Origin of the sequence: Clostridium sp. J1101437_171009_A5 (genome assembly GCF_015547905.1) — a bacterium.
GTDB classification, from domain to species: Bacteria; Bacillota; Clostridia; order Oscillospirales; family Oscillospiraceae; genus Pseudoflavonifractor_A; species Pseudoflavonifractor_A gallinarum.
The window spans coordinates 196,390-215,223 of sequence record NZ_JADMVY010000001.1; the positions used below are offsets into that span (position 1 = coordinate 196,390).

The window sequence follows — 18,834 nt, forward strand, 5'->3', positions numbered from 1 at the left end:
CTTTTGGGATTTAAAAGGGAAAGCGCAGGACCATCAGCGGCACCCCGCACAGCAGGAGTAGGGACAAAAAGGCCGTGCCGTACATCAGCCGGTTGGCCCGCAGGATGTCCAGGGCCTCCACCGGGTGGATGGGGTCGCCCAGGGTGGGCTTCTCCACCCTACGGCCAAAGTACACAGCCGGACCGGCCAGCTGCACCCGCAGGGCTCCGGCACAGGCGGCCTCGGTGTGAGCCGAATTGGGAGAGGCGTGGTTCTTCCGGTCCCGCCGGAAAATGCGTATCGCCCCCGGTCCGTCAAATCCGGTGAGAAAGGCGCTCAGGCACATGAGCCCCCCCGCCAGCCGGGCGGGCAGGAAGTTGAGGACGTCGTCCAGCCGGGCCGCAGTCCGCCCGAAGTAGAGATAGCGCTCATTCTTGTAGCCCACCATGGAGTCCATGGTGTTGACCGCCTTGTAGGCCATTCCGGCCAGCGGGCCGCCCAGGGCCAGGTAGAAGAGGGGGGCCACCACGCCGTCCGAGGCGTTCTCGGCCACCGTCTCCACCGCCGCCTTGGCCACACCGGTCTCGTCCAGATTTTCGGTGTCCCGGCCCACGATCATGCTCACCGCCCGGCGGGCTCCCGGAAGGTCTCCATCCCGGAGGGCGCGGTAGACCTTCCCGCTCTCATCCCGCAGGGACCGGGCTGCCAGCAGCTGATAGCACAAAAGGGTCCGCACCCCGAAGTCCAGGGCCGGGTGGAGTCTGGCGCACAGGGCGAGCACCAGTCCGGTCACCCCCACGGAGAAAAAGAGCACCAGGACCACCAGCGCCGTACCGCCGGCCCGCTCTCCTCCCGGGGTTTTGGGAAAGACGCGGCGCAGGGGCCCCTCCAGCCCCGCGATGAGCTGTCCCACGGCCCGGACCGGGTGGGGGGCCCAGTGGGGGTCCCCCAGCAGCAGATCCAGGCAAAACCCCAGAAGCAGGGCGGTCAGGTTGGTCTGAAAAAAGGATTGTATCATGTCAGCGGCTGGTAAGCCTCCACCTCGATCTCATCAAATGTGGCCATCTCCCGGTAGACCGCCAGGGCCATGTCCAGCAGAGGCATGACCGCCGCCGTACCGGTACCCTCCCCCAGACACATTCTGGCCCGCAGGAAGGGGGTCAGGCCCAGGGCCTCCAGCAGCAGTTCCCCGGCGGGCTCCGCTGAGACGTGGCTGGCCAGCAGGTAATCCCCCGCCGCCGGGCAAAGCCGCACGGCGCACAGGGCAGCCGCCGCCGAGATGAACCCGTCCACCAGCACGGGTACCCGGCAGGCCGCGCCGCCCAGGAAAACACCGGCCAGACCGGCCAGATCCAGTCCTCCCACCTTGGAGAGCACGTCCACCGGGTCGGATGGATCGGGCTGGTTCACCGCCACGGCCCGGCGGATGGCGTCCACCTTGCGCACCAGCCCCTCTGAGGAGAGGCCCGCGCCCCGGCCGGTGACCGTCTCCGGCTCCACGCCCAGGAGCACCGAGACCACGGCGGAAGAGGCCGTGGTGTTGCCGATCCCCATCTCTCCGGTACCCAGGAGCTTTACGCCGGAAGCACAGAGCTCCTGCGCGATCTGGATGCCGGTCTCGATGGCCCGGACACAGGTCTCCCGGTCCATGGCCGGCTCCCGGGTCATATTGCGGGTCCCCCGCATGAGGTTGCGCTGAAGGATGCGCGCCCCCTCCACCGGACGGGCCACGCCGATGTCCACCGGAACCAGCTCGGCGCCGGCCACCCGGGCCATACAGCAGACGCTGGTATCCCCCTTGGACATATTCTCTGTGACGATGGCGGTGACCTCCTGTCCTGTCTGGGTCACCCCCTCGGCCACCACGCCGTGGTCGGCGCACATGGCCACAATGGCCCGGCGGCTCAGGTCCACGTCGGGGCTTCCGCCCATGGCCGCGATGCGTACCACCGCATCCTCCAGAAGGCCCAGGCTGTGCAGCGGCTTGGCAATGGAATCCCACCGGCGGCGGGCGGCCTGCGCGGCCCGCTCATCGGCAGGCGTGATCTCTCGTACGGTCTTCTCCAACAGTCCCATGTTCATCCCTCATTTTCCCCATGATATCTGGCACAGGCGGCCACAAATCGCTCCGCCGCCTGTTGACAGCCGCAAAAATGTACATGCGGAAATCCCGCATAGAGGGTGGGCGTATGCCAGGCGCAGTCCCACCCCCGCTTGCTCCTGGGCTTCTGGGCGTGGAAATCTGCTCCCGGCCGGTCGCTCTCCCAGTAGTGGAACTCGTGGGCCGGCAGGCTCTCCCCCGCCCCGCAGAGCAGGCCCTCCGTCCGGGCCGTCAGCGTGATATAGCCAAAGCGCCCCAGCTTTCCCTGGTTCCAGGCTGCGGCGGGCAGGGCTCCCGCCAGGGGGCGGTCCACCCCGTCCGCGTCGGAGAGGGTCCGGTGGAGGTAGAGAAAGCCTCCGCACTCGGCCACGGTGGGCATCCCGCGATTCACTGCAAGGCGCACTGCCCGGCGCATGGCGGTATTGTTGGCCAGCGCCGCTCCGTAGAGCTCGGGATAGCCGCCCCCCAGATAGAGCCCGGCGCATCCCTCCGGAAGTTCCTCGTCCCGCAGCGGGGAGAAGGGGACCAGCGCGGCCCCCAGTTTCTCCAACAGCTCCAGGGCGTCGGCGTAGTAGAAGCAGAATGCCTCGTCCCGGGCCACGGCGATGCGGGGCCGGGCCGGATGGGAGGCGGCGATGTTCTCCTCTTCCGGCGGCAGGTCGGGGGCGGACCGGGCCAGGGCCAGAAGGCCGTCCAGGTCTATGCTCTTCTCGGCATGGGCAGCCAGGGCAGAGAGCTTTCCCCGCAGGTCGGACACCTCTGCGGCCGTGATGAGGCCCAGATGGCGGCTCTCTAGGGAGGCGTCGGGGAGAACCGGAAGGTAGCCGTAAACCGGGATGCCGGTCTCCTCCTCCACGCAGTCCTTCAGGGCGGGGTAGAACATGGGGGAGACCCGGTTGAAGAGCACCCCGCGGATGCCGTGTTCCTCCTCCAGGGCACAGAAGCCCTTCACCACCGCCGCCAGAGAGCGGGCCGCGCCCCGTCCGTCCACCACCAGTACCGCCGGCGTGGCAGTCCGGCGGGCCAGGTCCCAGGCGCTGAGTTCGCTGGAGAGGGCCGCACCGTCATAGTAGCCCATGGCCCCCTCCAGGATGGCGGGTCCATGGCCGGCGCAGTTCTGACGCAGAGAGCGGCGCACCGCCTGCTCCCCCATCAGGAAGAGGTCCAGGTTGCGGGAGGGCACCCCCAGTACCTCCGCGTGGAACATGGGGTCGATGTAGTCCGGCCCCGATTTGAAGGCCACCGGGTCCAGTCCCCGGTTTACCAGGGCCTGGAGCACGGCGCAGGTCACCGTGGTTTTACCGCACCCGCTGGCGGGGGCGGCAAAGAGCAGACGGGGAGGATTCATTCCGCTCCCCCCGTTCCGCTGATGAGCCACACCGGATTCTGGGCCTCCATCATGTGGTAGCTTCCCGCCTTCCTGGTCCGAGTGACCGCCACCTGGACCAGGTCCACATCCTGAAAATGCAGTTCCTCAAAGGCCGACACCGCCTCCTGGAGGGTCTCCAAAGTCACGGCCGACACCACCGCCCGGAGGCCGGGGCGCTTGTCCAGGGCGGCGGCCAGAATGGCCCGCAGGGCACCCCCGCTTCCCCCCACAAAGACCCGGTCGGGGGGCGGCAGCTCCGCCAGGGCCTCAGGGGCGGTCCCGGACACCGGGATCACGTTGGAGGCGCCTAGGGCCGCGGCGTTCTGAGCGATGAGCTCCAGGCCCTCACTCCGCCGCTCCACCGCGTAGACCACTCCGGCCGGGGCGGCCAGAGCGCACTCCACCGACACCGAGCCGGTACCCGCCCCCACGTCCCAGATCACGCTCTCCCGCTCCGGACGGAGCTTGGAGACCACGAGGGCGCGGACCTCCTCCTTGGTCATGGGCACCTTTCCCCGCTGAAAGGCACTGTCGGGCAGACCGGGCGCGGTAGCGGATCGCTCCACCGGGTGGGGATGCTCGGCCAGCAGCACGGCGAGATCGGCAAACTCCTCCCCCGCCAGGGACTGGGCCGTCCCGGCACAGATGCGCTCCTCCGGGTAGGAGAGCCGCTCCCCAACCCAGATCCGCACATCACCCAGGCCCCGGCTGCACAGCTGCGCACACAGGTCCTGGGCCCGGGTCTCACCTCCCGTGAGAACAAAGGTGCGCCGGTGGCTCTGAATCTCCCCCACCGCGTTGTGGGTACGTCCATGGGCGCTCACCCAGTGGACATCCTGCCAGGTGGTGTTGAGCCGGGCACAGAAGTAAGCGAGAGAGGAGATGCCCGGGATGGTATGTACCTCGTACCCCTCCAGCAGGGGCCAGAGCGCCTTTGCCCCGCTGTAAAAGCCCGTGTCTCCGGAGAGGAGGACGGCCGCCGGGCCGTCGCTTTCCCCTTCCAGGGCGGCGAGGATCTCCCGCGGGCGGATGAGGGGATGAGCGGGTTTCTCCCCGCTCCAGGGCTCCAGCAGCCGGGGGGCGCCCAGGAGCACCCGGCTCTCCTCGATGGCCCTCCGGGCCTCCCCGGTGAGGGTGTCCGGATTTCCCATGCCCACGCCGATCAGATAGACTTTCATGGCCGCTGCGCCTCCCAGTTCCTTTGAAATTCCGCCAGCGTCTCCCCCCGCTCCCGGGTGGGACGCTCCACCACGATCAGCCGGCAGCCCGTGTCCCGGGCCGCCGCGCACTTCTCTTCAAATCCTCCGGCCGCACCGCTCTCCTTGGTCACCAGCACGGAGATATACAGCTGCCGGATCACGGCCCGGTTGAGCTCCGCCGAAAAGGGCCCCTGCATGGCGATGATCTGTTTCGGAGGAAACCCCGCTGCCTGACAGGCCTCCAGAGAGGACACGCTGGGCAGCACCCGGGGATAGCACCGCTCCCGCAGCCCCGGCTGGGCGAAGGGAGCGAGCTCCTTGCTGCCCGTGGTGAGCAGGATGTTCCCCGGCAGTTCCCGGCACAGCTTAGCGGCGTCGGTCAGGCTGGCGCAGCGCAGGAAGTCCCCCGCCCCCTCTTCCGCCCGAACGATCCGCCGGTAGGGCAGGTCCAGCTTCTCACAGCAGGCGCGGATCTGGGCGGTGACCTGTACAGCATAGGGGTGGGTGGCGTCGGCCACGCAGCAGAAGGGACGGCTTTTCATCAGCTCCTCCATCCCTGCCTCGTCCAGCCGTCCGGTGTGGACCGCGATCCCCTCCCCCTCGGGCAGGAGAGTGGCCCCGTAGTCGGTGGCCACACAGACGGTCACCCGGCAGTCCCGCCGGGCCAGCCACAGGGCCAGCTCCCGGCCCTCCGTGGTGCCGCCAAAGAGCAGGACCTCCATCTCACATCCCCCGCTGGAGGTAGCCCCGGGGGGTGACCATCTTTCCGCCGATGAGGCAGGTCTGCCGGTTGCCCACAAAGACCGTGGTAAACATGTCCACCTGGGTCTCCCGCAGCTGGGCGAGGGTGCAGGTATGGGCCTCCTCCCCGGCGCGGCCGATGTTGCGGACATAGCCGCACACGGTATCCGGGCTCTTTTCCTCCAGCAGGATGTCACAGGCCCGCTGGAGATAGTCGGCCCGGCTCCGGCTGGAGGGATTGTAGAGGCAGAGCACAAAATCAGCCCGGGCCGCCAGGCGCAGGCGATTTTCGATGGTCTCCCAGGGAGTCATCAGGTCGGAGAGGGAGACCACCGCAAAGTCGTGGGTCAGGGGCGCGCCCAGTACGGCGGCTCCCCCACAGGCGGCGGTGATACCGGGGACCACCTCGATCTCGATGGGCGGATAGTCCCGGGATACCTCGTACACCAGGGCCGCCATACCGTACACCCCCGAGTCGCCGGAGCAGACCAGGGCCACATCCCGGCCGGCCGCTGCCTCCTCCACCGCCATACGGCAGCGGTCCACCTCCCGGCGCATACCGGTGGAGCGGCGCTCCTTGTCGGGGAACTGCCCCTCCAGCAGGGCAATATAGGCGGTGTAGCCCACGATCAGGTCGCAGCGCTCCAGCGCCTCCACGGCCCGCCCGGTCAAATCGGCCCCGGCGCCGGGGCCCAGTCCTATCACGGTCACTCGCATGGTGTTTCCTCGCTTCCTTCTTCAAATGAGACGGCCCATGGCCGCCGGGCCACCGCAACGGTGACCCCGTCTGCCGCCTGCTTGGGGACCAACAGCGCTCCCCCCGCCCGCACGGCGGCACGCTCGCAGACATTGTCCACCCCGGTCACCGAGCGGACAAAGGCGGAGGGGGTAAAGGCTCCCGGTGTCCCGGCCAGCTCCTCCGCCGTCCAGACCCACAGGGGCAGCCCTTGGGTCCGGCAGAACTCCAGCAGCCCTGGCTCCCCCTGTTTCAGATCAATGGTGCTTACCTGGAACACCGCGCGCGGATGGAGCCGGAAGGCCTTCAGGGTCTCCTCCACCGCCCGGGCGATGGTCTCGGAGCTGGTTCCCTTCCGGCAGCCGATGCCAAGAGTAAGCACCGGTGGGACAAGACGCAGGGTCACCGGGTAGGGCGCCTTTTCCGCGTCCGCAGTCAGGACGATCCCCACCTCAGACGGCCCCGACGAGAGGCCCTCCGGTCGCTCTCCCTGTATAGGAAAATCACTTTGCAGCCCTACGGAATCCCCCGCCAGAAGGGCAGCGGACACCCGTTTGGCCGCCATTTTACTGTCAATGTATAAACCTTTACACTTTGCCCAGCTGTCCACCGCGAAACGCCCGTTCACATCGGTGGCAGTGGAGATGGCCGCCGTACCGTCCGTGAGCCGGGCCACCCGGCGGGCCAGGTCGTTGGCCCCGCCCACATGGCCGGAGAGGAGTGGGACCACCCAGGCCCCTCCCTCGTCCACACTGACCACGGCGGGGTCGGTATACTTGTCCCTCACCCAGGGGGCGATGGCCCGGACCGCGATGCCGCAGGCCCCCACGAAGAGGAGCCCCTCGCAGTCGGCAAAGCGCGCTCCCGTCCAGTCGGCCAGCCGCTCATAGGAGGCTGTCCCCAGTTCCTGGGCCAGCCGTGCCGGGAGGGCCAGCTTCACTTCCTCCCCCTGTTCCTCCAGTGCCCGGGCCAGGGAGCAGGCCAGACCATATCCCCGGCGGGTGAAGGCGGTGAGGGCCAGTCTCATACCTCGGTCCCCTTCCGGCAGCCGTGGGTAAAGGTAGGGTCATAGAGCTTGGAGCGCTCATAGTCCTCTCCCAGGAACCGCCCCACGGTGATGAGGGCGGTATTGGTGACGCCGTTGGTACGGGCGGTCTCTGCCAGGGTGGAGACCGTACAGCGGAACACCCGCTCCTCCGGCCAGGTGGCCTTGTAGACGATGGCCGCCGGGGTGTCGGGGGCATATCCCCCCGCCATCAGCTCCCGCTCCACCTCTTCCAGCAGGCCCGTGGAGAGGAAGAGCACCATGGTGCAGCCGTGGCTGGCCATCTTGCGCAGGGCCTCTCCCTCGGGTACCGGCGTCCGTCCCGCCATACGGGTGATGATGACGCTCTGGGAGACATCAGGCAGGGTGTACTCGGCCTGAAGGGCGGCCGCCGCGCCGGAGAAGGAGGAGACGCCCGGCGTCACATCGTAGGAGATCCCATCCACGTCCAGGGCGTCCATCTGCTCCCGGATGGCCCCGTAGAGGGAGGGGTCCCCTGTGTGGAGCCGGACGGTGGTCTTGCCGGCCGCCTCGGTCTCCCGCATGACGTCCAGAACCTCCTCCAGGGTCATGGAGGCGCTGTCATAGACCTGACAGCCCTCTTTGCGGTACTCCAGCAGGGCCGGATTGACCAGGCTCCCCGCGTAGATGATCACGTCGGCCTCCCCCAGAAGGCGGGCCCCCCGCACCGTGATCAGGTCGGCCGCGCCCGGTCCGGCGCCAATAAAATGGATCATAAGGATTCTCCTTCCCCGCGCCTGTGGCGCGCCAGCAGTTCACTGGCCCCCGGGGTCTGCCCCAGCAGGCCAAAGCGGTTGGAAAAGACCACCGCCTGAATTTCCATCTCCTCCCCCGCCCGATGGCGGAGGTTCTCATAGAGCGCCCTGGTCAAAGAGGCCATCACGTCCTCCCGCAGCCCCGCCTCCTCCAGAAGCTCCAGGGCCGCGTCGGTGGTGGCCGCTTCAAAGACTCGTTCCACCAGCCCCCGGGGCGCGCCGCACAGGGCAGCGTGGGCGGCCATGGTCTCCCGGCGGCCGTCCGCCGTCCGGGAGTGGGTGTTCATGGCGCCGCCGGCCACCTTCACCAGCTTGCCCAGATGCCCCACCAGCAGGAAACTGGAAAAGCCCAGCCCCGCCGCGTGATCGATGGCGGCGCCCAGGTAATTGCTGCAGGAGATGCAGCCCTCCGTCTCCAGCCCCAGGTGGTCCCGGGCGTAGTCCTCCCCATAGTTGCCCGGCGTGACCAGCAGGTGCTGTACTCCGGCGGCATAGGCCATGTCCAGCTCCAGCGTGATGGAGTCCACCAGAGCCGCCTCGCTCATGGGGCGGACGATCCCGCTGGTCCCCAGGATGGAGATCCCACCCTGGATCCCCAGCCGTGGGTTGAAGGTCTTGCGGGCCAGCGCCTCTCCCCCGGGGACGGAGATGACCGCCTCCAGCCCGCCGTGGTCCCCTGCCTCCCGCAGGGCGGCCGCGAGCTGCTCGGCGATCATCCGGCGGGGGGTGGAATTGATGGCCGCCGCGCCGGGGGGCTGGTCCAGCCCAGGTCGGGTCACCCGGCCCACGCCTTCTCCCCCGTCCACCCGCAGTGTGCCGTCGCTCCGCCGGGAAACTCTGGCATAGATCCGCATGCCATCGGTCACGTCCGGGTCATCCCCGCCGTCCTTTTCCACGGCACACATGGCCCAGTCCGCTCCGGCGGACCAGTCCAGCAGCTCCACCTGCACCCGCACGCCGGCGGGGGTGTCGATCTCCACTCCGGCCGGGCGAATACCAGTCAGCAAGGCCTGCGCCGCGCCCCGTGCCGCCGCCGCGGCACAGGTGCCGGTGGTATAGCCGCAGCGCAGCCGCTGCCGCCCCACCGGGATATAGTATTCCAGCTTCGGCATGCTCCACCTCCCCACAGAAAAAGCCCGCCTCCAGAGGAGACGGGCCGCAGATCTGCACAGGCAAACAGCGGCGCTCTCCACCTAAGAGCGACGTCGGCCAAAAGGCAGGTCTCCTGGCTTGCGCTTCTTCCGCCGGCGTCCCTTCTCGGCAGAGCCAATGGGTCTGACGCCTTTGTCCGCGCTTACAGTAGAGGTAAGACTGCGCCGGATTTTCACCGGCTTCCCTTTTCAGCGGCGAGCCCTCGCCGCACCGTTTGGCAGTTACTAGACATTAGTATAACCATATCCCCGCAGAAAGTAAAGTGGATTGTCTATTTTGTACACATCTTTTCCCAGAGAAATGCCCTGCGGACGGGGACATCCTCCCATCCGCAGGGCATTTGGCTTATACTGACTCCGTCCCTTCCGGAAGGGAGGGCTGGACACACGGGAATTCCACCTCCACGGTGAAGAGGTCGGCGTCGGTCCGCAGCCGGAAGGTTCCGCCGCAGGCCTCGGTAAAGCTCTTGGCGATGGCCAGACCAAGCCCGCTCCCGCCGTCACTGCGGCTCTCGTCTCCCCGGACAAAGCGCTCGGTGAAGTCCTTCTCCCGGGACAGCTCCTCCCGGGAGATGTTCTGGACGCACACCCGCCCGCTCTCCCCGTTGGTCTCCAGGGTGAGGTAGGCCCGGGAGCCCTCCAGACTGTACTGGAGCACATTCTGAATCAGGTTTTGAAAGACCCGGTAGAGCCGGTCGCCGTCCGCCCGGATGAGGACCGGCTCCGCCGGAAGCCGGGTGCGCAGATCCAGACCGCTTGCGGCGATGGGCTCGGCCTGGTCGGCCAGGGTCTGCCGCAGCAGCTTGGCCAGGTCCAGCTCCTCCCAGTGGAGATTCAGATTTCCGGAGGCCGCCTTGCTCACGTCAAAGACCTCCTGTACCATGTTCTTCAGGCGCTGGGCCTTGTCGTTGAGGATGGTCACGTAGTCCCGCACATGGTCAGGCAGTTCCTCCTCTTCCAGAAGGGCCGCATAGCTCAGGATAGAGGTCAGCGGGGTCTTGAGGTCGTGGGAGACGTTGGTGATGAGCTCTACCTTCATCCGCTCGCTGCGCAGCCGTTCCTCCACCGCCTGCTGAAGGCCGCTGTCGATGTCGGCTACCGCCTGGGAGAGCCCGGCCAGAGGTCGCTCCGCCGCCAGCATGGTCCCCTGCTGTTTCCTGCGCACCGCCTCGATCTGATCGGAGAGAGCCCCCAGGTCTTCGATCATCGCCCGCTCCTCCTTCCAGTGGAGAAAGACGATCCCCAGCAGCACCAGCCCCACCAATCCGATCAGGAATGGGACCCAGATCCGGATGGAGCCGCTGCGCCAGGCCGACAGAAATAACCCCAAGTCAAAGGCCGCGGCCCCCAGGGCCAGAATCACCACGGCCATCAGGTGGACCACTCCGCTCCGCATGGCCCGTCGCTGGAGGGGCAGGTCCAACCCGTCTCCCCGCAGCTTTCCCGCCAGCCAGCCGCAGAAGCTCACCCGGCACAGACGGCCCCGATTGCAGAGGAAGTCGTTGAGGTAAAACACCATCACCCAGCACAGGCCGATGGCAAAGGCCAGGAAAATGGGCTCGTAGGCATAGGACAGGGACACCATCAGCGGTCCCACCAGGAGCGCCAGGAGGAGCAGCTTGATCTCCAGCCAGATCTTCCCCGTGAGGCGTCCGGCCGCCCGGAAGGTCAGAGCCATCCAGCGCCGCCACAGGAGGCTCCACACCACCAGCGCCACACCCAGCAGGAAGCAGCCTGCCACGATACATACCGCAAGGCGCATGGTGTACAGGGTATCAGCTACATCATAAAGCCCCATGGAGTAGTAAAAATACACCGGTGTCTGGGCGGCAGCCAGACGGATGGTCACGCCGTCCCACGGCTCCCCGGTGTCAGCGGCAGGCTCCTCCCCGCCAGTCTCCCCAGGGACCGCTGTCGCCATGGGTGTGGCCGCCCCAGTGATGCTGGAGAGGTCAAAGCCCCGACCGCTATCGGTCCAACCTCCGCCCACAAAGAGCTCGGTGTCCAGATTGCGGTAGCCGGGCAGCTCCCACTGCTCCCACTGGTCCCGGTAGACTTCGTCTCCATAGACATCCACCTCAGCGCCGTCCTTCCAGATCTGCACCTTGCCGTCCCGGTACTCCAGGTAGAAATTATAGCCCGGTTCCTGATGTCCCGTCAGATTTCCCGTGATGCCGTTGAGGTTGCCGGCCAACAGTTTCTCATCCTGCCAAATCCCCCAGCGGAGGTTCTCATCCTGGAAGCAGGATGTCTCTTCCCCGGTCAGCACAAACTCCAGCATGGCACGCAGGTCATAGCTGATCTCCCTGCGGAAGCGCCGGGTATCCTGATAGTCGCTGCGGAAGCTGTCCGCCACATCACCCAGTTCCAGACTACTGGCGCCCAACAGTCCGATACCTCCAAAAATGGCCATGAGCGTTAGTCCGATCAGGAGGAACAGCACACTCAAAATACCTTTACTTTTTTTCCATTTTGTATCCAATGCCCCACACCACCTTTAAATACTCCGGTTCCTTTGGATTGAGTTCGATCTTTTCCCGGATATGCCGGATATGGACCATGACCGTGTTTTCCGAGGCATAGGCCTCCTCCCCATCCCACACCCGGCGGTAGATCTCCTCAGCCGGAAAGATCCGTCCCAGATTGCGCATCAACAGATCCACGATGCGGGTCTCAGTAGCGGTGAGTCGGACCGGTTCTCCATCCACCCGAAGCTCCAGCGCCTCCGGCAAATAGGTAAGACGGCCGTTGACGATCTCTCCGCTCCGCTCTTCCGCATGGACGTCCCCCAGCCGGGTATACCGCCGCAGCTGACTGCGGACCCGGGCCAGCAGCTCTTGGGGATTGTAAGGCTTGGACACATAGTCGTCGGCCCCCATGGAGAGTCCCAGGATCTTGTCGCTGTCCTCACTCTTGGCGGAGAGCACGATGATGGGCAGGTTCCGTTTCTCCCGGATCTTCATCAGGGCGGAAAGCCCGTCCAGCCTGGGCATCATCACGTCCAGCAGGATGAGCTGTACCGAGCGCTCACAGGCCAGCTCCAGCGCCTCCAGGCCGTTGTAGGCCCGCAGCACCCGGTATCCCTCCTTCTCCAGCAGCAGGGCAATAGCCTGGACGATCTCCCGGTCGTCATCCACTACCAGTACACACGCTTCCATCTAGACATCTCCTCCACCGTTTGAACTTCCCCGATCGGTCCCGATCTCCTTCCGGCAAGGATAGGATAACAGGCGCTTCTTATGGTTTTCCAGGGGCATTTCTTAGCAATTTCTTAACGTTATCCCATCATAGCATTTGATCCGTCCGCCGTCAAAGGGCATAAAAAAACGTGCGTGCCCCGATTGGGACACGCACGTTACAGTACAGCAAGAGAAACTCTTACTTCAGCTCGACCTTGGCGCCGGCCTCCTCGAGCTTCTTCTTCATCTCCTCGGCCTCGTCCTTGGAGACACCCTCCTTCAGAGCCTTGGGAGCGCCCTCGACCAGGCCCTTGGCGTCAGCCAGGCCCAGGCCGGTGATCTCGCGGACAACCTTGATGACCTTGATCTTAGCAGCAGCGTCGAAGCCGGCCAGAACCACGTCGAACTCGGTCTTCTCAGCAGCAGCCTCGCCGCCGGCAGCGCCGCCAGCAGCGGGAGCGGCCATAGCAGCAGCGGAAACGCCGAACTCCTCCTCCAGAGCGTGCACCAGCTCGGACAGCTCCAGAACAGTCAGGCCCTTAACCTCTTCAATCAAAGCAGTGATCTTCTCGCTAGCCATGATAAGATACCTCCTAAATTCAATCATTTAAAAAATAAGTTTGAGTCTCCCCAGTGCGGGGATGCGGGGAACAGAACCGCTGTCAGGCGGGTACTGACGTACCAACCTTACTCGGCAGCGGGAGCCTCCTCGGCGGGAGCAGCCTCGACGAAGCCGCCCTTCTCCTCGGCGATCGCCTTGAGGACGATAGCCAGGCTGGTGATGGGAGCCAGCATGGTGCCCAGAACCTGAGCCTGCAGGACTTCCTTGGATGGCAGGTCGGACAGAGCCTTGATCTCGTCCAGAGACAGCACCTTGCCGTCCATGAAACCGGCCTTGATGGTGAACTTCTCGCCGTTGAACTGCTTGGCGAACTTCGCGATCACACGCATGGGAGCGATGGGGTCACCATGGCTCAGGGCCAGAGAAGTGGTACCATTCAGAACGGAATCCATCTCCTCCAGACCCACGTTGTTGATGGCGAAACGAACCAGGGTGTTCTTCACAACAGCGTAGTCCAGCTCGTTCTTGCGGCACTCGGCACGCAGGGCGGTATCCTCGGCAACGGTGATACCCTTATAGTCCACCAGAACACCGCTGGCAGCGGTCTTCAGCTTCTCAGTCAGGTCGGCGACAATGGCCTGCTTCTCACTCAGAACCTTTGCGTTAGGCATGTGGGATTCACCTCCATGAAATAAAAAATGCTATTCTCATGCTCAAAGCACGAAAACAGCACAAAGAAAGCTTCTTCACTTGCTGCATTCTCGGCGGGGCTTATGGCTGCCCGCTGTCTTTGAACACGCGAATTATTATATCACCCCGGACAGGCTATGTCAAGCATAACCTGTCCGGAAATGATCTTTTTTGTGGGGCTGCGCCGGATGGCACATCTCCCCGGCTTGTCACGCTACGGCTCGCGCACGATCGGGTCGCCAAGTCACGCTCCGCGAAAAATGCCGCCGGCCTGCGGCCGACCTGTTTTTTCGCCTGCGCCGTTCCTTGGCTCCCCTGTTCGCGGCCTTCGCGCTTCTTACACCAGCTTGGCGCCGTTGATCTTCACACCGGGGCCCATGGTGGTGGCGGTGACACAGCTCTTGATATACTGACCCTTGGCGGCAGCAGGCTTAGCCTTGATGATGGCGCCCATGAGAGCGGTGAAGTTCTCGGTCAGCTTCTCAGCGCCGAAGGACACCTTGCCGATGGGGCAGTGGATGATGTTGGTCTTGTCCAGACGGTACTCGACCTTACCGGCCTTGATCTCCTTGACAGCCTTGGCCACGTCGGGGGTGACGGTGCCGGCCTTGGGGGAGGGCATCAGGCCCTTGGGGCCCAGGACCTTACCGAGGCGGCCAACCACGCCCATCATGTCGGGAGAGGCGACGACCACATCATAGTCGAACCAGTTCTCGGACTGGATCTTCTGCACCAGGTCCATCTCGCCGACGAAATCAGCGCCGGCCTCCTTGGCGGCCTCAGCCTTGTCGCCCTTGGCGAAGACCAGCACGCGCTGGGTCTTGCCGGTGCCGTGGGGCAGGACGATGGCGCCGCGGACCTGCTGGTCCGCATGGCGGGAGTCAACGCCCAGCTTGACGTGCAGCTCGACGGTCTCGTCGAACTTGGCGGTGGCGGTCTTCACGACCAGGTCCATAGCCTCAGCGGCATCATAGAGAGTGCCCTTCTCGATCTTCTTGGCGCTCTCGACGTACTTCTTACCTCTAAACATTGCTTCTCCCTCCTTCGCCTTAGTCGCCCACGACAACGCCCATGGAGCGGGCGGTGCCGGCGATCATGCTCATGGCGGACTCGATGCTGGCCGCATTCAGGTCGGGCATCTTGGTCTCCGCGATCTTGCGGACGTCCTCCTTGCTGATGGTGGCAACCTTGGTCTTGTTGGGCACACCGGAACCAGACTCGATGTTGCAGGCCTTCTTGATGAGCACGGCGGCGGGAGGAGTCTTGGTGATGAAGGTGAAGGAGCGGTCGGCATACACGGTGATGACGACGGGGATGATCATGCCCACGTCATTCTTGGTGCGCTCGTTGAACTCCTTGGTGAAAGCGGCGATATTCACGCCATGCTGGCCGAGGGCGGGGCCCACAGGGGGGGCGGGAGTCGCCTTGCCGGCAGGAATCTGCAGTTTGACGTAACCAGTAACTTTCTGTGCCATTTGAAACAGCACCTCCTACTTAAATGTGGTTGAGACGGAATTGATACAATTCCTCCCACGTGCGGGGGATACGGGGTCTTTCACCCGTTTAGTCGTCGACCCGCTCCACCTGATCGAGCTCCAGCTCGACAGGGGTCTCACGGCCGAACATCTCGACCACGACGCGCACTTTGCTGCGCTCCAGGTCGATCTCTTCCACGGCGCCCAGGAAGGACTCCAGCGCGCCTTCGGTGATCTTGACGCGGTCGCCCACTTCATAGCCGACCACGACTTCCTTCTTCTCCACACCCATGGAGGCAACCTCCTCCTCGGTGAGGGGAATGGGCTTGCTGCCCGAACCCACAAAACCAGTCACGCCGCGCACGTTGCGCACCAGGTGCCAGGTCTCGTCGGTCATGACCATCTTCACCAGCACATAGCCGGGGAAGACCTTGCGGTCCACGGTCTTAGGCCCGTTTTCGGTGATCTCGGTAACCGTCTCCATGGGGATGTTTACCTCATGGATGAGATCGCGCATCCCGCGGTTTTCCACCGCCTTCTCAATGGAAGCAGCTACGGTGTTCTCGTAACCAGAATAGGTGTGCGCGACATACCACTTCGCGTTATCTGCCATACTCGCCGCTCCTTAACCCTTAAACAGATTCATGAGCGCGGCGAAGACGGACTGCGCCAGCCAGTCAAACGCCCAGATGCAGATGCCAATGACGATACAGCACACGATGACGACGACGGTGTTGTTGATCGTCTGCTTTTTCGTGGGCCACTGGACCTTCTTGAGTTCGACCTTCATCTCGCGGAACCACTTGCCAATGCGGGCGAAAAAGCCAGGCTTGGACTTCTTGACATCCTTCTTGGACTTGTCCGCCTTGGCGGCAGCGGCCTGCTCGTTCTTCTCGTAATCAGGCATTCCGTACACCCTTCTTTCTCAATGAGAGATACATTCTCATTACTTGGTCTCGTTGTGAACCGTATGCTTTCTGCAGAAGGGGCAGTACTTGTTCAGCTCCAGACGGTCGGGAGTGTTCTTCTTATTCTTGTTGGTGTTGTAGTTTCTCTGCTTGCACTCGGAGCAGCGGAGGGTGATCTTCACCCGGGAACCTGCCTTTGCCATGTGTTCGGCACCTCCTTCAATAGTTGAGCGGTACACCGGCATAAAAAAACGCCGGATACAGCCCTTGGCCGAATCCAGCGACGTGGGCGCACTGCGCCTATCGTCACGGTGCGGACTCGGCATGTCTGCCTCCCTATGTCCTCGCCTGGAGGGAAGGGTTTCATGCCCGTCACACCGTAGAAACGCGCACAAAAGAAAAGCCCTCTTTCATAGGTGTTTCCAGAATAGCACACCCTCCACCGAAAGTCAAGCTTCTTTTGAAATAAAAATTGACTTTTTCCTTCTCTGCCCGGATAATAGAACCAGACACGAAGGAGGAATGAAACCATGCGCATTATGGCCATCGACTACGGCGATGCCCGCACCGGGATCGCCATATCGGACGCCACCGGTCTTCTGGCCGGCTTTACCACTGTCATCCACAGCCGAAAGAGCGAGGTGGTCGCGGAGGAGATCGAAAAGCTGATCGCCGCCCACGGGGTGGAGGAGCTTGTCATGGGCTTCCCCCGCAATATGGACGGCACAGAGGGCCCCCGGGCCGAGCTCTACCGGGCGTTCGCCGGACAGCTGGAGGAGCGTACCGGCCTCACCCCGGTGCTCTGGGACGAGCGGCGCACCACCGTGGAGGCCCACAGCATCCTCCACGCCAGCGGCAAGAAGATGAAGCAGCACAAAAAGACGGTGGACGCCGTGGCCGCCACGCTGATCCTGGAGGGCTATCTCACCCTCCGCCGGAACCGCCCCTGATCCCATCTCCTCCGGCGTGCATCCCCGCACATCATGTTTTGGAAAGGAGTCTTTTCTCATGCATATCGTGCTCAATGTGACCTACACCCTCCACCCCGGCGCCCGGGAGGCCTTCCTGGCCGCCCTTCAGCAGAATCAGCTTCTGGAACAGGTCCGCGGAGAGGCGGGCTGTCTCCAGTATGAGCTCTTTGCCGCCGTGGAGTCTCCCGACCGGCTGGTGCTGCTGGAGCACTGGGACAGCCAGGCCCATCTGGACGCCCATATGGCGGGCGCTCCCTTCCAGGCCATCCACCAGGTGGAACAGGCCCACGTGGCCCAGGTGGATGTCCGCCGCTTTGATGTGAGCGCCGGAGAGAAGGGTTAACGGGGCCGGGCGAAGAGCTCCCGCACCCCTACCACCAGCAGGAAGCCCCCAAAGCACCGGTGGAGCAGCTCCACCTCCAGCCCTGTGGCCACCCAGGCCGCCAGTGCGGTGCCCGCCAGTCCGGCCAGGATGGCGGGCACCGCTGTTTTTTTGTCTACATACCCGTTGCGCACATGGGAAACGAGGGCGGTGGACGCCGTGGGCAGAAAATAGAGCAGGTTGATCCCCTGGGCCAGGTGCTGGGGGATTCCGGCGACCGCGGTGAGATAGAGGAGCAGAAGAGTCCCCCCGCCCACGCCGAACCCGGAGAGGATGCCGGTCAGCCCGCCCACCAGCACCGCCCCCCACCAGGCTACCATCCCAGCAGCGCCTTCCCCCCGCCGTAGAGAAGGAACGCGCCAAAAATCCGGCGCAGCCACAGGATATTGACCCCCCGGAAGAGCTTTCCGCCCAAGAATCCTCCTGCCAGTCCCCCCACCAGATAGGGCAGCGCCAGGGACAGATCCAGTCCGCCCCGGAGCCAGTAGATCCCGGCCGAGAGCATGCACAGGGGCAGGATCACCGCCACCGATGTGGCGAAGGCCCGGCGGGGCTCCAGCTGACAGCGACCCAGGAGCATAGGCACCAGGATCATCCCCCCTCCCCCGCCGAAAAAGCCGTTTGCCAGCCCCGCCAATCCACCTGCAACCAGGGCGGCCAGGGGCAGCCGCTGTTTTTTTCCATTCTGATTCATCAAAAAGCATCCCTCCATTGGTCTCAGTCTGCCAATGGAGGGATGCTTTTATTCCAGATTCCGTTCTATGCCTGGTTCCGTCCGGCAAGTGTCATGATCACATCGCCGGCCATCATTAGCCCCGCGCAGGAGGGCACCCAGGACACGCTGGCGGGCACGCTGCGGCGTCCCGGCGGCGGGGCCTCCCCGCTCTGGTCCGTGACGGCGGGCAGCTCGGGAGACCAGACCACCCGGTGGTGATGGATCCCCCGATTGCGCAGTTCCTTGCGCACCACCCGGGCCAGGGGACAGCCCTCTGTTTTGGAGATGTCGCTGATGCGGAACTGGCTGGGATCCAGCTTGTTGCCCGTGCCTAGTGCCGAGATCATGGGGATCCCCCGTTCCAGCGCGGTCTGGATCAGATCCAGCTTGCAGGAGACCAGGTCGATGGCGTCCACCACAAAATCATAGCGCTCGCCGAAAAACTCCTCCCGGCAAGCTCCCTCATACCGTTTCACCACCGGTGTCACCCGACAATCCGGGCTGATATCTCTCACCCGGGCGGCCAGTGCCTCTGCCTTGGGCATCCCCAGGGTGGAGTGGAGGGCCCCCAGCTGCCGGTTCAGGTTAGTCATTCCCACCTCGTCATGGTCCACCAGGGTCAGCGCGCCGATCCCGGCCCGGGCCAGGGCCTCCACGGCCCAGCTTCCCACGCCGCCCAGACCGAACACGGCCACATGGCTGTTCCACAGCCGCTCCATGGCGGCCTCCCCCAGCATCATCTCCGTACGCAAAAAGGCTTCCTGTCCCACTGTGTTCACTCCTTCCGCCCGATAAAACAGGGGCGGGGCAATGCCCCGCCCCCTCAGGCTGTCAAATTCAAATGGTCTCGTGCAG

General features: G+C 64.5%; 23 protein-coding genes and 1 riboswitch. Of the genes, 2 read left to right on the forward strand and 21 right to left on the reverse strand.

The annotated features are described in order from the left end of the window. Positions 1 to 10: 10 nt before the first annotated feature. The 18 genes from cbiB to rpmG form a co-directional block, all read right to left on the reverse strand. Positions 11 to 997 carry an adenosylcobinamide-phosphate synthase CbiB gene (cbiB, locus tag I2C21_RS01085; protein WP_195278282.1) on the reverse strand — a complete coding sequence of 329 codons (987 nt, stop codon included), beginning with the start codon at positions 995 to 997 and terminating at the stop codon, positions 11 to 13. After that, positions 994 to 2,055 carry a nicotinate-nucleotide--dimethylbenzimidazole phosphoribosyltransferase gene (cobT, locus tag I2C21_RS01090; protein WP_195278283.1) on the reverse strand — a complete coding sequence of 354 codons (1,062 nt, stop codon included), beginning with the start codon at positions 2,053 to 2,055 and terminating at the stop codon, positions 994 to 996. Before cobT ends, cbiB begins: the two co-directional genes overlap by 4 nt. A 2-nt stretch (positions 2,056 to 2,057) precedes the next feature. Next, positions 2,058 to 3,428, reverse strand: a complete 1,371-nt coding sequence (locus I2C21_RS01095; RefSeq protein ID WP_195278284.1) for a cobyrinic acid a,c-diamide synthase CobB — start codon at positions 3,426 to 3,428, stop codon at positions 2,058 to 2,060. Further along, positions 3,425 to 4,627: a precorrin-6y C5,15-methyltransferase (decarboxylating) subunit CbiE gene (gene cbiE, locus I2C21_RS01100; RefSeq protein WP_193537582.1), complete on the reverse strand. Its 1,203-nt coding sequence runs from the start codon at positions 4,625 to 4,627 to the stop codon at positions 3,425 to 3,427. The genes I2C21_RS01095 and cbiE overlap by 4 nt, the downstream gene beginning before the upstream one ends. Beyond that, a complete protein-coding gene (gene cobK / locus I2C21_RS01105; protein ID WP_195278285.1) occupies positions 4,624 to 5,370 on the reverse strand; it encodes a precorrin-6A reductase in 747 nt (248 codons plus the stop codon). The genes cbiE and cobK overlap by 4 nt, the downstream gene beginning before the upstream one ends. Position 5,371: 1 nt before the next feature. Further along, positions 5,372 to 6,106: a precorrin-3B C(17)-methyltransferase gene (gene cobJ, locus I2C21_RS01110; RefSeq protein WP_101693458.1), complete on the reverse strand. Its 735-nt coding sequence runs from the start codon at positions 6,104 to 6,106 to the stop codon at positions 5,372 to 5,374. Beyond that, positions 6,097 to 7,152: a cobalt-precorrin 5A hydrolase gene (locus I2C21_RS01115; RefSeq protein ID WP_195278286.1), complete on the reverse strand. Its 1,056-nt coding sequence runs from the start codon at positions 7,150 to 7,152 to the stop codon at positions 6,097 to 6,099. The genes cobJ and I2C21_RS01115 overlap by 10 nt, the downstream gene beginning before the upstream one ends. Next, positions 7,149 to 7,907: a precorrin-4 C(11)-methyltransferase gene (cobM, locus tag I2C21_RS01120; RefSeq protein ID WP_195278287.1), complete on the reverse strand. Its 759-nt coding sequence runs from the start codon at positions 7,905 to 7,907 to the stop codon at positions 7,149 to 7,151. The genes I2C21_RS01115 and cobM overlap by 4 nt, the downstream gene beginning before the upstream one ends. Then, entirely contained in the window at positions 7,904 to 9,058 is a 1,155-nt protein-coding gene (cbiD, locus tag I2C21_RS01125; protein WP_195278288.1) for a cobalt-precorrin-5B (C(1))-methyltransferase CbiD, read from the reverse strand. Before cbiD ends, cobM begins: the two co-directional genes overlap by 4 nt. A gap of 86 nt (positions 9,059 to 9,144) precedes the next feature. Further along, a riboswitch (cobalamin riboswitch) is annotated at positions 9,145 to 9,328 on the reverse strand. A 115-nt stretch (positions 9,329 to 9,443) separates the two neighbouring features. Then, entirely contained in the window at positions 9,444 to 11,540 is a 2,097-nt protein-coding gene (locus I2C21_RS01130) for a sensor histidine kinase (protein ID WP_353654769.1), read from the reverse strand. Positions 11,541 to 11,553: 13 nt separating this feature from the next. After that, a complete protein-coding gene (locus tag I2C21_RS01135; RefSeq protein WP_101693463.1) occupies positions 11,554 to 12,255 on the reverse strand; it encodes a response regulator transcription factor in 702 nt (233 codons plus the stop codon). A gap of 220 nt (positions 12,256 to 12,475) precedes the next feature. Then, entirely contained in the window at positions 12,476 to 12,856 is a 381-nt protein-coding gene (gene rplL, locus I2C21_RS01140; protein ID WP_101693464.1) for a 50S ribosomal protein L7/L12, read from the reverse strand. Positions 12,857 to 12,963: 107 nt separating this feature from the next. Then, entirely contained in the window at positions 12,964 to 13,509 is a 546-nt protein-coding gene (rplJ, locus tag I2C21_RS01145; protein WP_101693465.1) for a 50S ribosomal protein L10, read from the reverse strand. Between the two features lie 356 nt (positions 13,510 to 13,865). Next, positions 13,866 to 14,558: a 50S ribosomal protein L1 gene (gene rplA / locus I2C21_RS01150; protein WP_101693466.1), complete on the reverse strand. Its 693-nt coding sequence runs from the start codon at positions 14,556 to 14,558 to the stop codon at positions 13,866 to 13,868. 19 nt (positions 14,559 to 14,577) lie between these two features. Then, positions 14,578 to 15,003: a 50S ribosomal protein L11 gene (gene rplK, locus I2C21_RS01155; RefSeq protein WP_101693467.1), complete on the reverse strand. Its 426-nt coding sequence runs from the start codon at positions 15,001 to 15,003 to the stop codon at positions 14,578 to 14,580. Positions 15,004 to 15,091: 88 nt separating this feature from the next. Next, positions 15,092 to 15,616 (reverse strand): transcription termination/antitermination protein NusG, encoded by a 525-nt coding sequence (gene nusG, locus I2C21_RS01160; protein ID WP_101693468.1) that lies wholly within the window; start codon positions 15,614 to 15,616, stop codon positions 15,092 to 15,094. A gap of 12 nt (positions 15,617 to 15,628) precedes the next feature. Then, the gene (secE, locus tag I2C21_RS01165) at positions 15,629 to 15,910 is read right to left on the reverse strand and encodes a preprotein translocase subunit SecE (protein WP_101693469.1); all 282 of its coding nucleotides are present in this window, start codon (positions 15,908 to 15,910) and stop codon (positions 15,629 to 15,631) included. Between the two features lie 39 nt (positions 15,911 to 15,949). Next, positions 15,950 to 16,114, reverse strand: a complete 165-nt coding sequence (gene rpmG, locus I2C21_RS01170; protein WP_087262704.1) for a 50S ribosomal protein L33 — start codon at positions 16,112 to 16,114, stop codon at positions 15,950 to 15,952. A 327-nt stretch (positions 16,115 to 16,441) separates the two neighbouring features. Here rpmG and ruvX point away from each other — a divergent pair, with 327 nt between their 5' ends. Next, positions 16,442 to 16,861, forward strand: a complete 420-nt coding sequence (ruvX, locus tag I2C21_RS01175; RefSeq protein WP_101693470.1) for a Holliday junction resolvase RuvX — start codon at positions 16,442 to 16,444, stop codon at positions 16,859 to 16,861. Between the two features lie 58 nt (positions 16,862 to 16,919). Next, positions 16,920 to 17,225 carry a putative quinol monooxygenase gene (locus I2C21_RS01180; protein WP_101693471.1) on the forward strand — a complete coding sequence of 102 codons (306 nt, stop codon included), beginning with the start codon at positions 16,920 to 16,922 and terminating at the stop codon, positions 17,223 to 17,225. On the opposite strand, the gene I2C21_RS01185 is transcribed toward I2C21_RS01180, so the two are convergent. The 3 genes from I2C21_RS01185 to I2C21_RS01195 form a co-directional block, all read right to left on the reverse strand. Continuing rightward, positions 17,222 to 17,584 carry a sulfite exporter TauE/SafE family protein gene (locus I2C21_RS01185; RefSeq protein WP_186962782.1) on the reverse strand — a complete coding sequence of 121 codons (363 nt, stop codon included), beginning with the start codon at positions 17,582 to 17,584 and terminating at the stop codon, positions 17,222 to 17,224. The two genes, I2C21_RS01180 and I2C21_RS01185, sit on opposite strands and share 4 nt — an antisense overlap. Next, positions 17,578 to 17,958 (reverse strand): TSUP family transporter, encoded by a 381-nt coding sequence (locus tag I2C21_RS01190; protein ID WP_235964270.1) that lies wholly within the window; start codon positions 17,956 to 17,958, stop codon positions 17,578 to 17,580. Before I2C21_RS01190 ends, I2C21_RS01185 begins: the two co-directional genes overlap by 7 nt. A 65-nt stretch (positions 17,959 to 18,023) precedes the next feature. Continuing rightward, positions 18,024 to 18,719, reverse strand: coding sequence for a tRNA threonylcarbamoyladenosine dehydratase (locus I2C21_RS01195; protein ID WP_101694000.1), 696 nt, complete (start codon positions 18,717 to 18,719; stop codon positions 18,024 to 18,026). Positions 18,720 to 18,834 lie beyond the last annotated feature (115 nt).

What these genes read in the sequence shown, in the direction of transcription:
- I2C21_RS01190 (WP_235964270.1), bottom strand. Translation starts at nt 17,958, where the DNA reads ATGAATCAGAATGGAAAAAAACAGCGGCTGCCCCTGGCCGCCCTGGTT.
- nusG (WP_101693468.1), bottom strand. Translation starts at nt 15,616, where the DNA reads ATGGCAGATAACGCGAAGTGGTATGTCGCGCACACCTATTCTGGTTAC.
- I2C21_RS01095 (WP_195278284.1), bottom strand. Translation starts at nt 3,428, where the DNA reads ATGAATCCTCCCCGTCTGCTCTTTGCCGCCCCCGCCAGCGGGTGCGGT.
- rplA (WP_101693466.1), bottom strand. Translation starts at nt 14,558, where the DNA reads ATGTTTAGAGGTAAGAAGTACGTCGAGAGCGCCAAGAAGATCGAGAAG.
- cbiB (WP_195278282.1), bottom strand. Translation starts at nt 997, where the DNA reads ATGATACAATCCTTTTTTCAGACCAACCTGACCGCCCTGCTTCTGGGG.
- cobM (WP_195278287.1), bottom strand. Translation starts at nt 7,907, where the DNA reads ATGATCCATTTTATTGGCGCCGGACCGGGCGCGGCCGACCTGATCACG.
- I2C21_RS01185 (WP_186962782.1), bottom strand. Translation starts at nt 17,584, where the DNA reads ATGGTAGCCTGGTGGGGGGCGGTGCTGGTGGGCGGGCTGACCGGCATC.
- rplL (WP_101693464.1), bottom strand. Translation starts at nt 12,856, where the DNA reads ATGGCTAGCGAGAAGATCACTGCTTTGATTGAAGAGGTTAAGGGCCTG.
- I2C21_RS01195 (WP_101694000.1), bottom strand. Translation starts at nt 18,719, where the DNA reads ATGATGCTGGGGGAGGCCGCCATGGAGCGGCTGTGGAACAGCCATGTG.
- rplJ (WP_101693465.1), bottom strand. Translation starts at nt 13,509, where the DNA reads ATGCCTAACGCAAAGGTTCTGAGTGAGAAGCAGGCCATTGTCGCCGAC.
- cbiE (WP_193537582.1), bottom strand. Translation starts at nt 4,627, where the DNA reads ATGAAAGTCTATCTGATCGGCGTGGGCATGGGAAATCCGGACACCCTC.
- I2C21_RS01115 (WP_195278286.1), bottom strand. Translation starts at nt 7,152, where the DNA reads ATGAGACTGGCCCTCACCGCCTTCACCCGCCGGGGATATGGTCTGGCC.
- I2C21_RS01180 (WP_101693471.1), top strand. Translation starts at nt 16,920, where the DNA reads ATGCATATCGTGCTCAATGTGACCTACACCCTCCACCCCGGCGCCCGG.
- ruvX (WP_101693470.1), top strand. Translation starts at nt 16,442, where the DNA reads ATGCGCATTATGGCCATCGACTACGGCGATGCCCGCACCGGGATCGCC.
- cobK (WP_195278285.1), bottom strand. Translation starts at nt 5,370, where the DNA reads ATGGAGGTCCTGCTCTTTGGCGGCACCACGGAGGGCCGGGAGCTGGCC.
- rplK (WP_101693467.1), bottom strand. Translation starts at nt 15,003, where the DNA reads ATGGCACAGAAAGTTACTGGTTACGTCAAACTGCAGATTCCTGCCGGC.
- rpmG (WP_087262704.1), bottom strand. Translation starts at nt 16,114, where the DNA reads ATGGCAAAGGCAGGTTCCCGGGTGAAGATCACCCTCCGCTGCTCCGAG.
- secE (WP_101693469.1), bottom strand. Translation starts at nt 15,910, where the DNA reads ATGCCTGATTACGAGAAGAACGAGCAGGCCGCTGCCGCCAAGGCGGAC.
- cobJ (WP_101693458.1), bottom strand. Translation starts at nt 6,106, where the DNA reads ATGCGAGTGACCGTGATAGGACTGGGCCCCGGCGCCGGGGCCGATTTG.
- I2C21_RS01135 (WP_101693463.1), bottom strand. Translation starts at nt 12,255, where the DNA reads ATGGAAGCGTGTGTACTGGTAGTGGATGACGACCGGGAGATCGTCCAG.
- cobT (WP_195278283.1), bottom strand. Translation starts at nt 2,055, where the DNA reads ATGGGACTGTTGGAGAAGACCGTACGAGAGATCACGCCTGCCGATGAG.
- cbiD (WP_195278288.1), bottom strand. Translation starts at nt 9,058, where the DNA reads ATGCCGAAGCTGGAATACTATATCCCGGTGGGGCGGCAGCGGCTGCGC.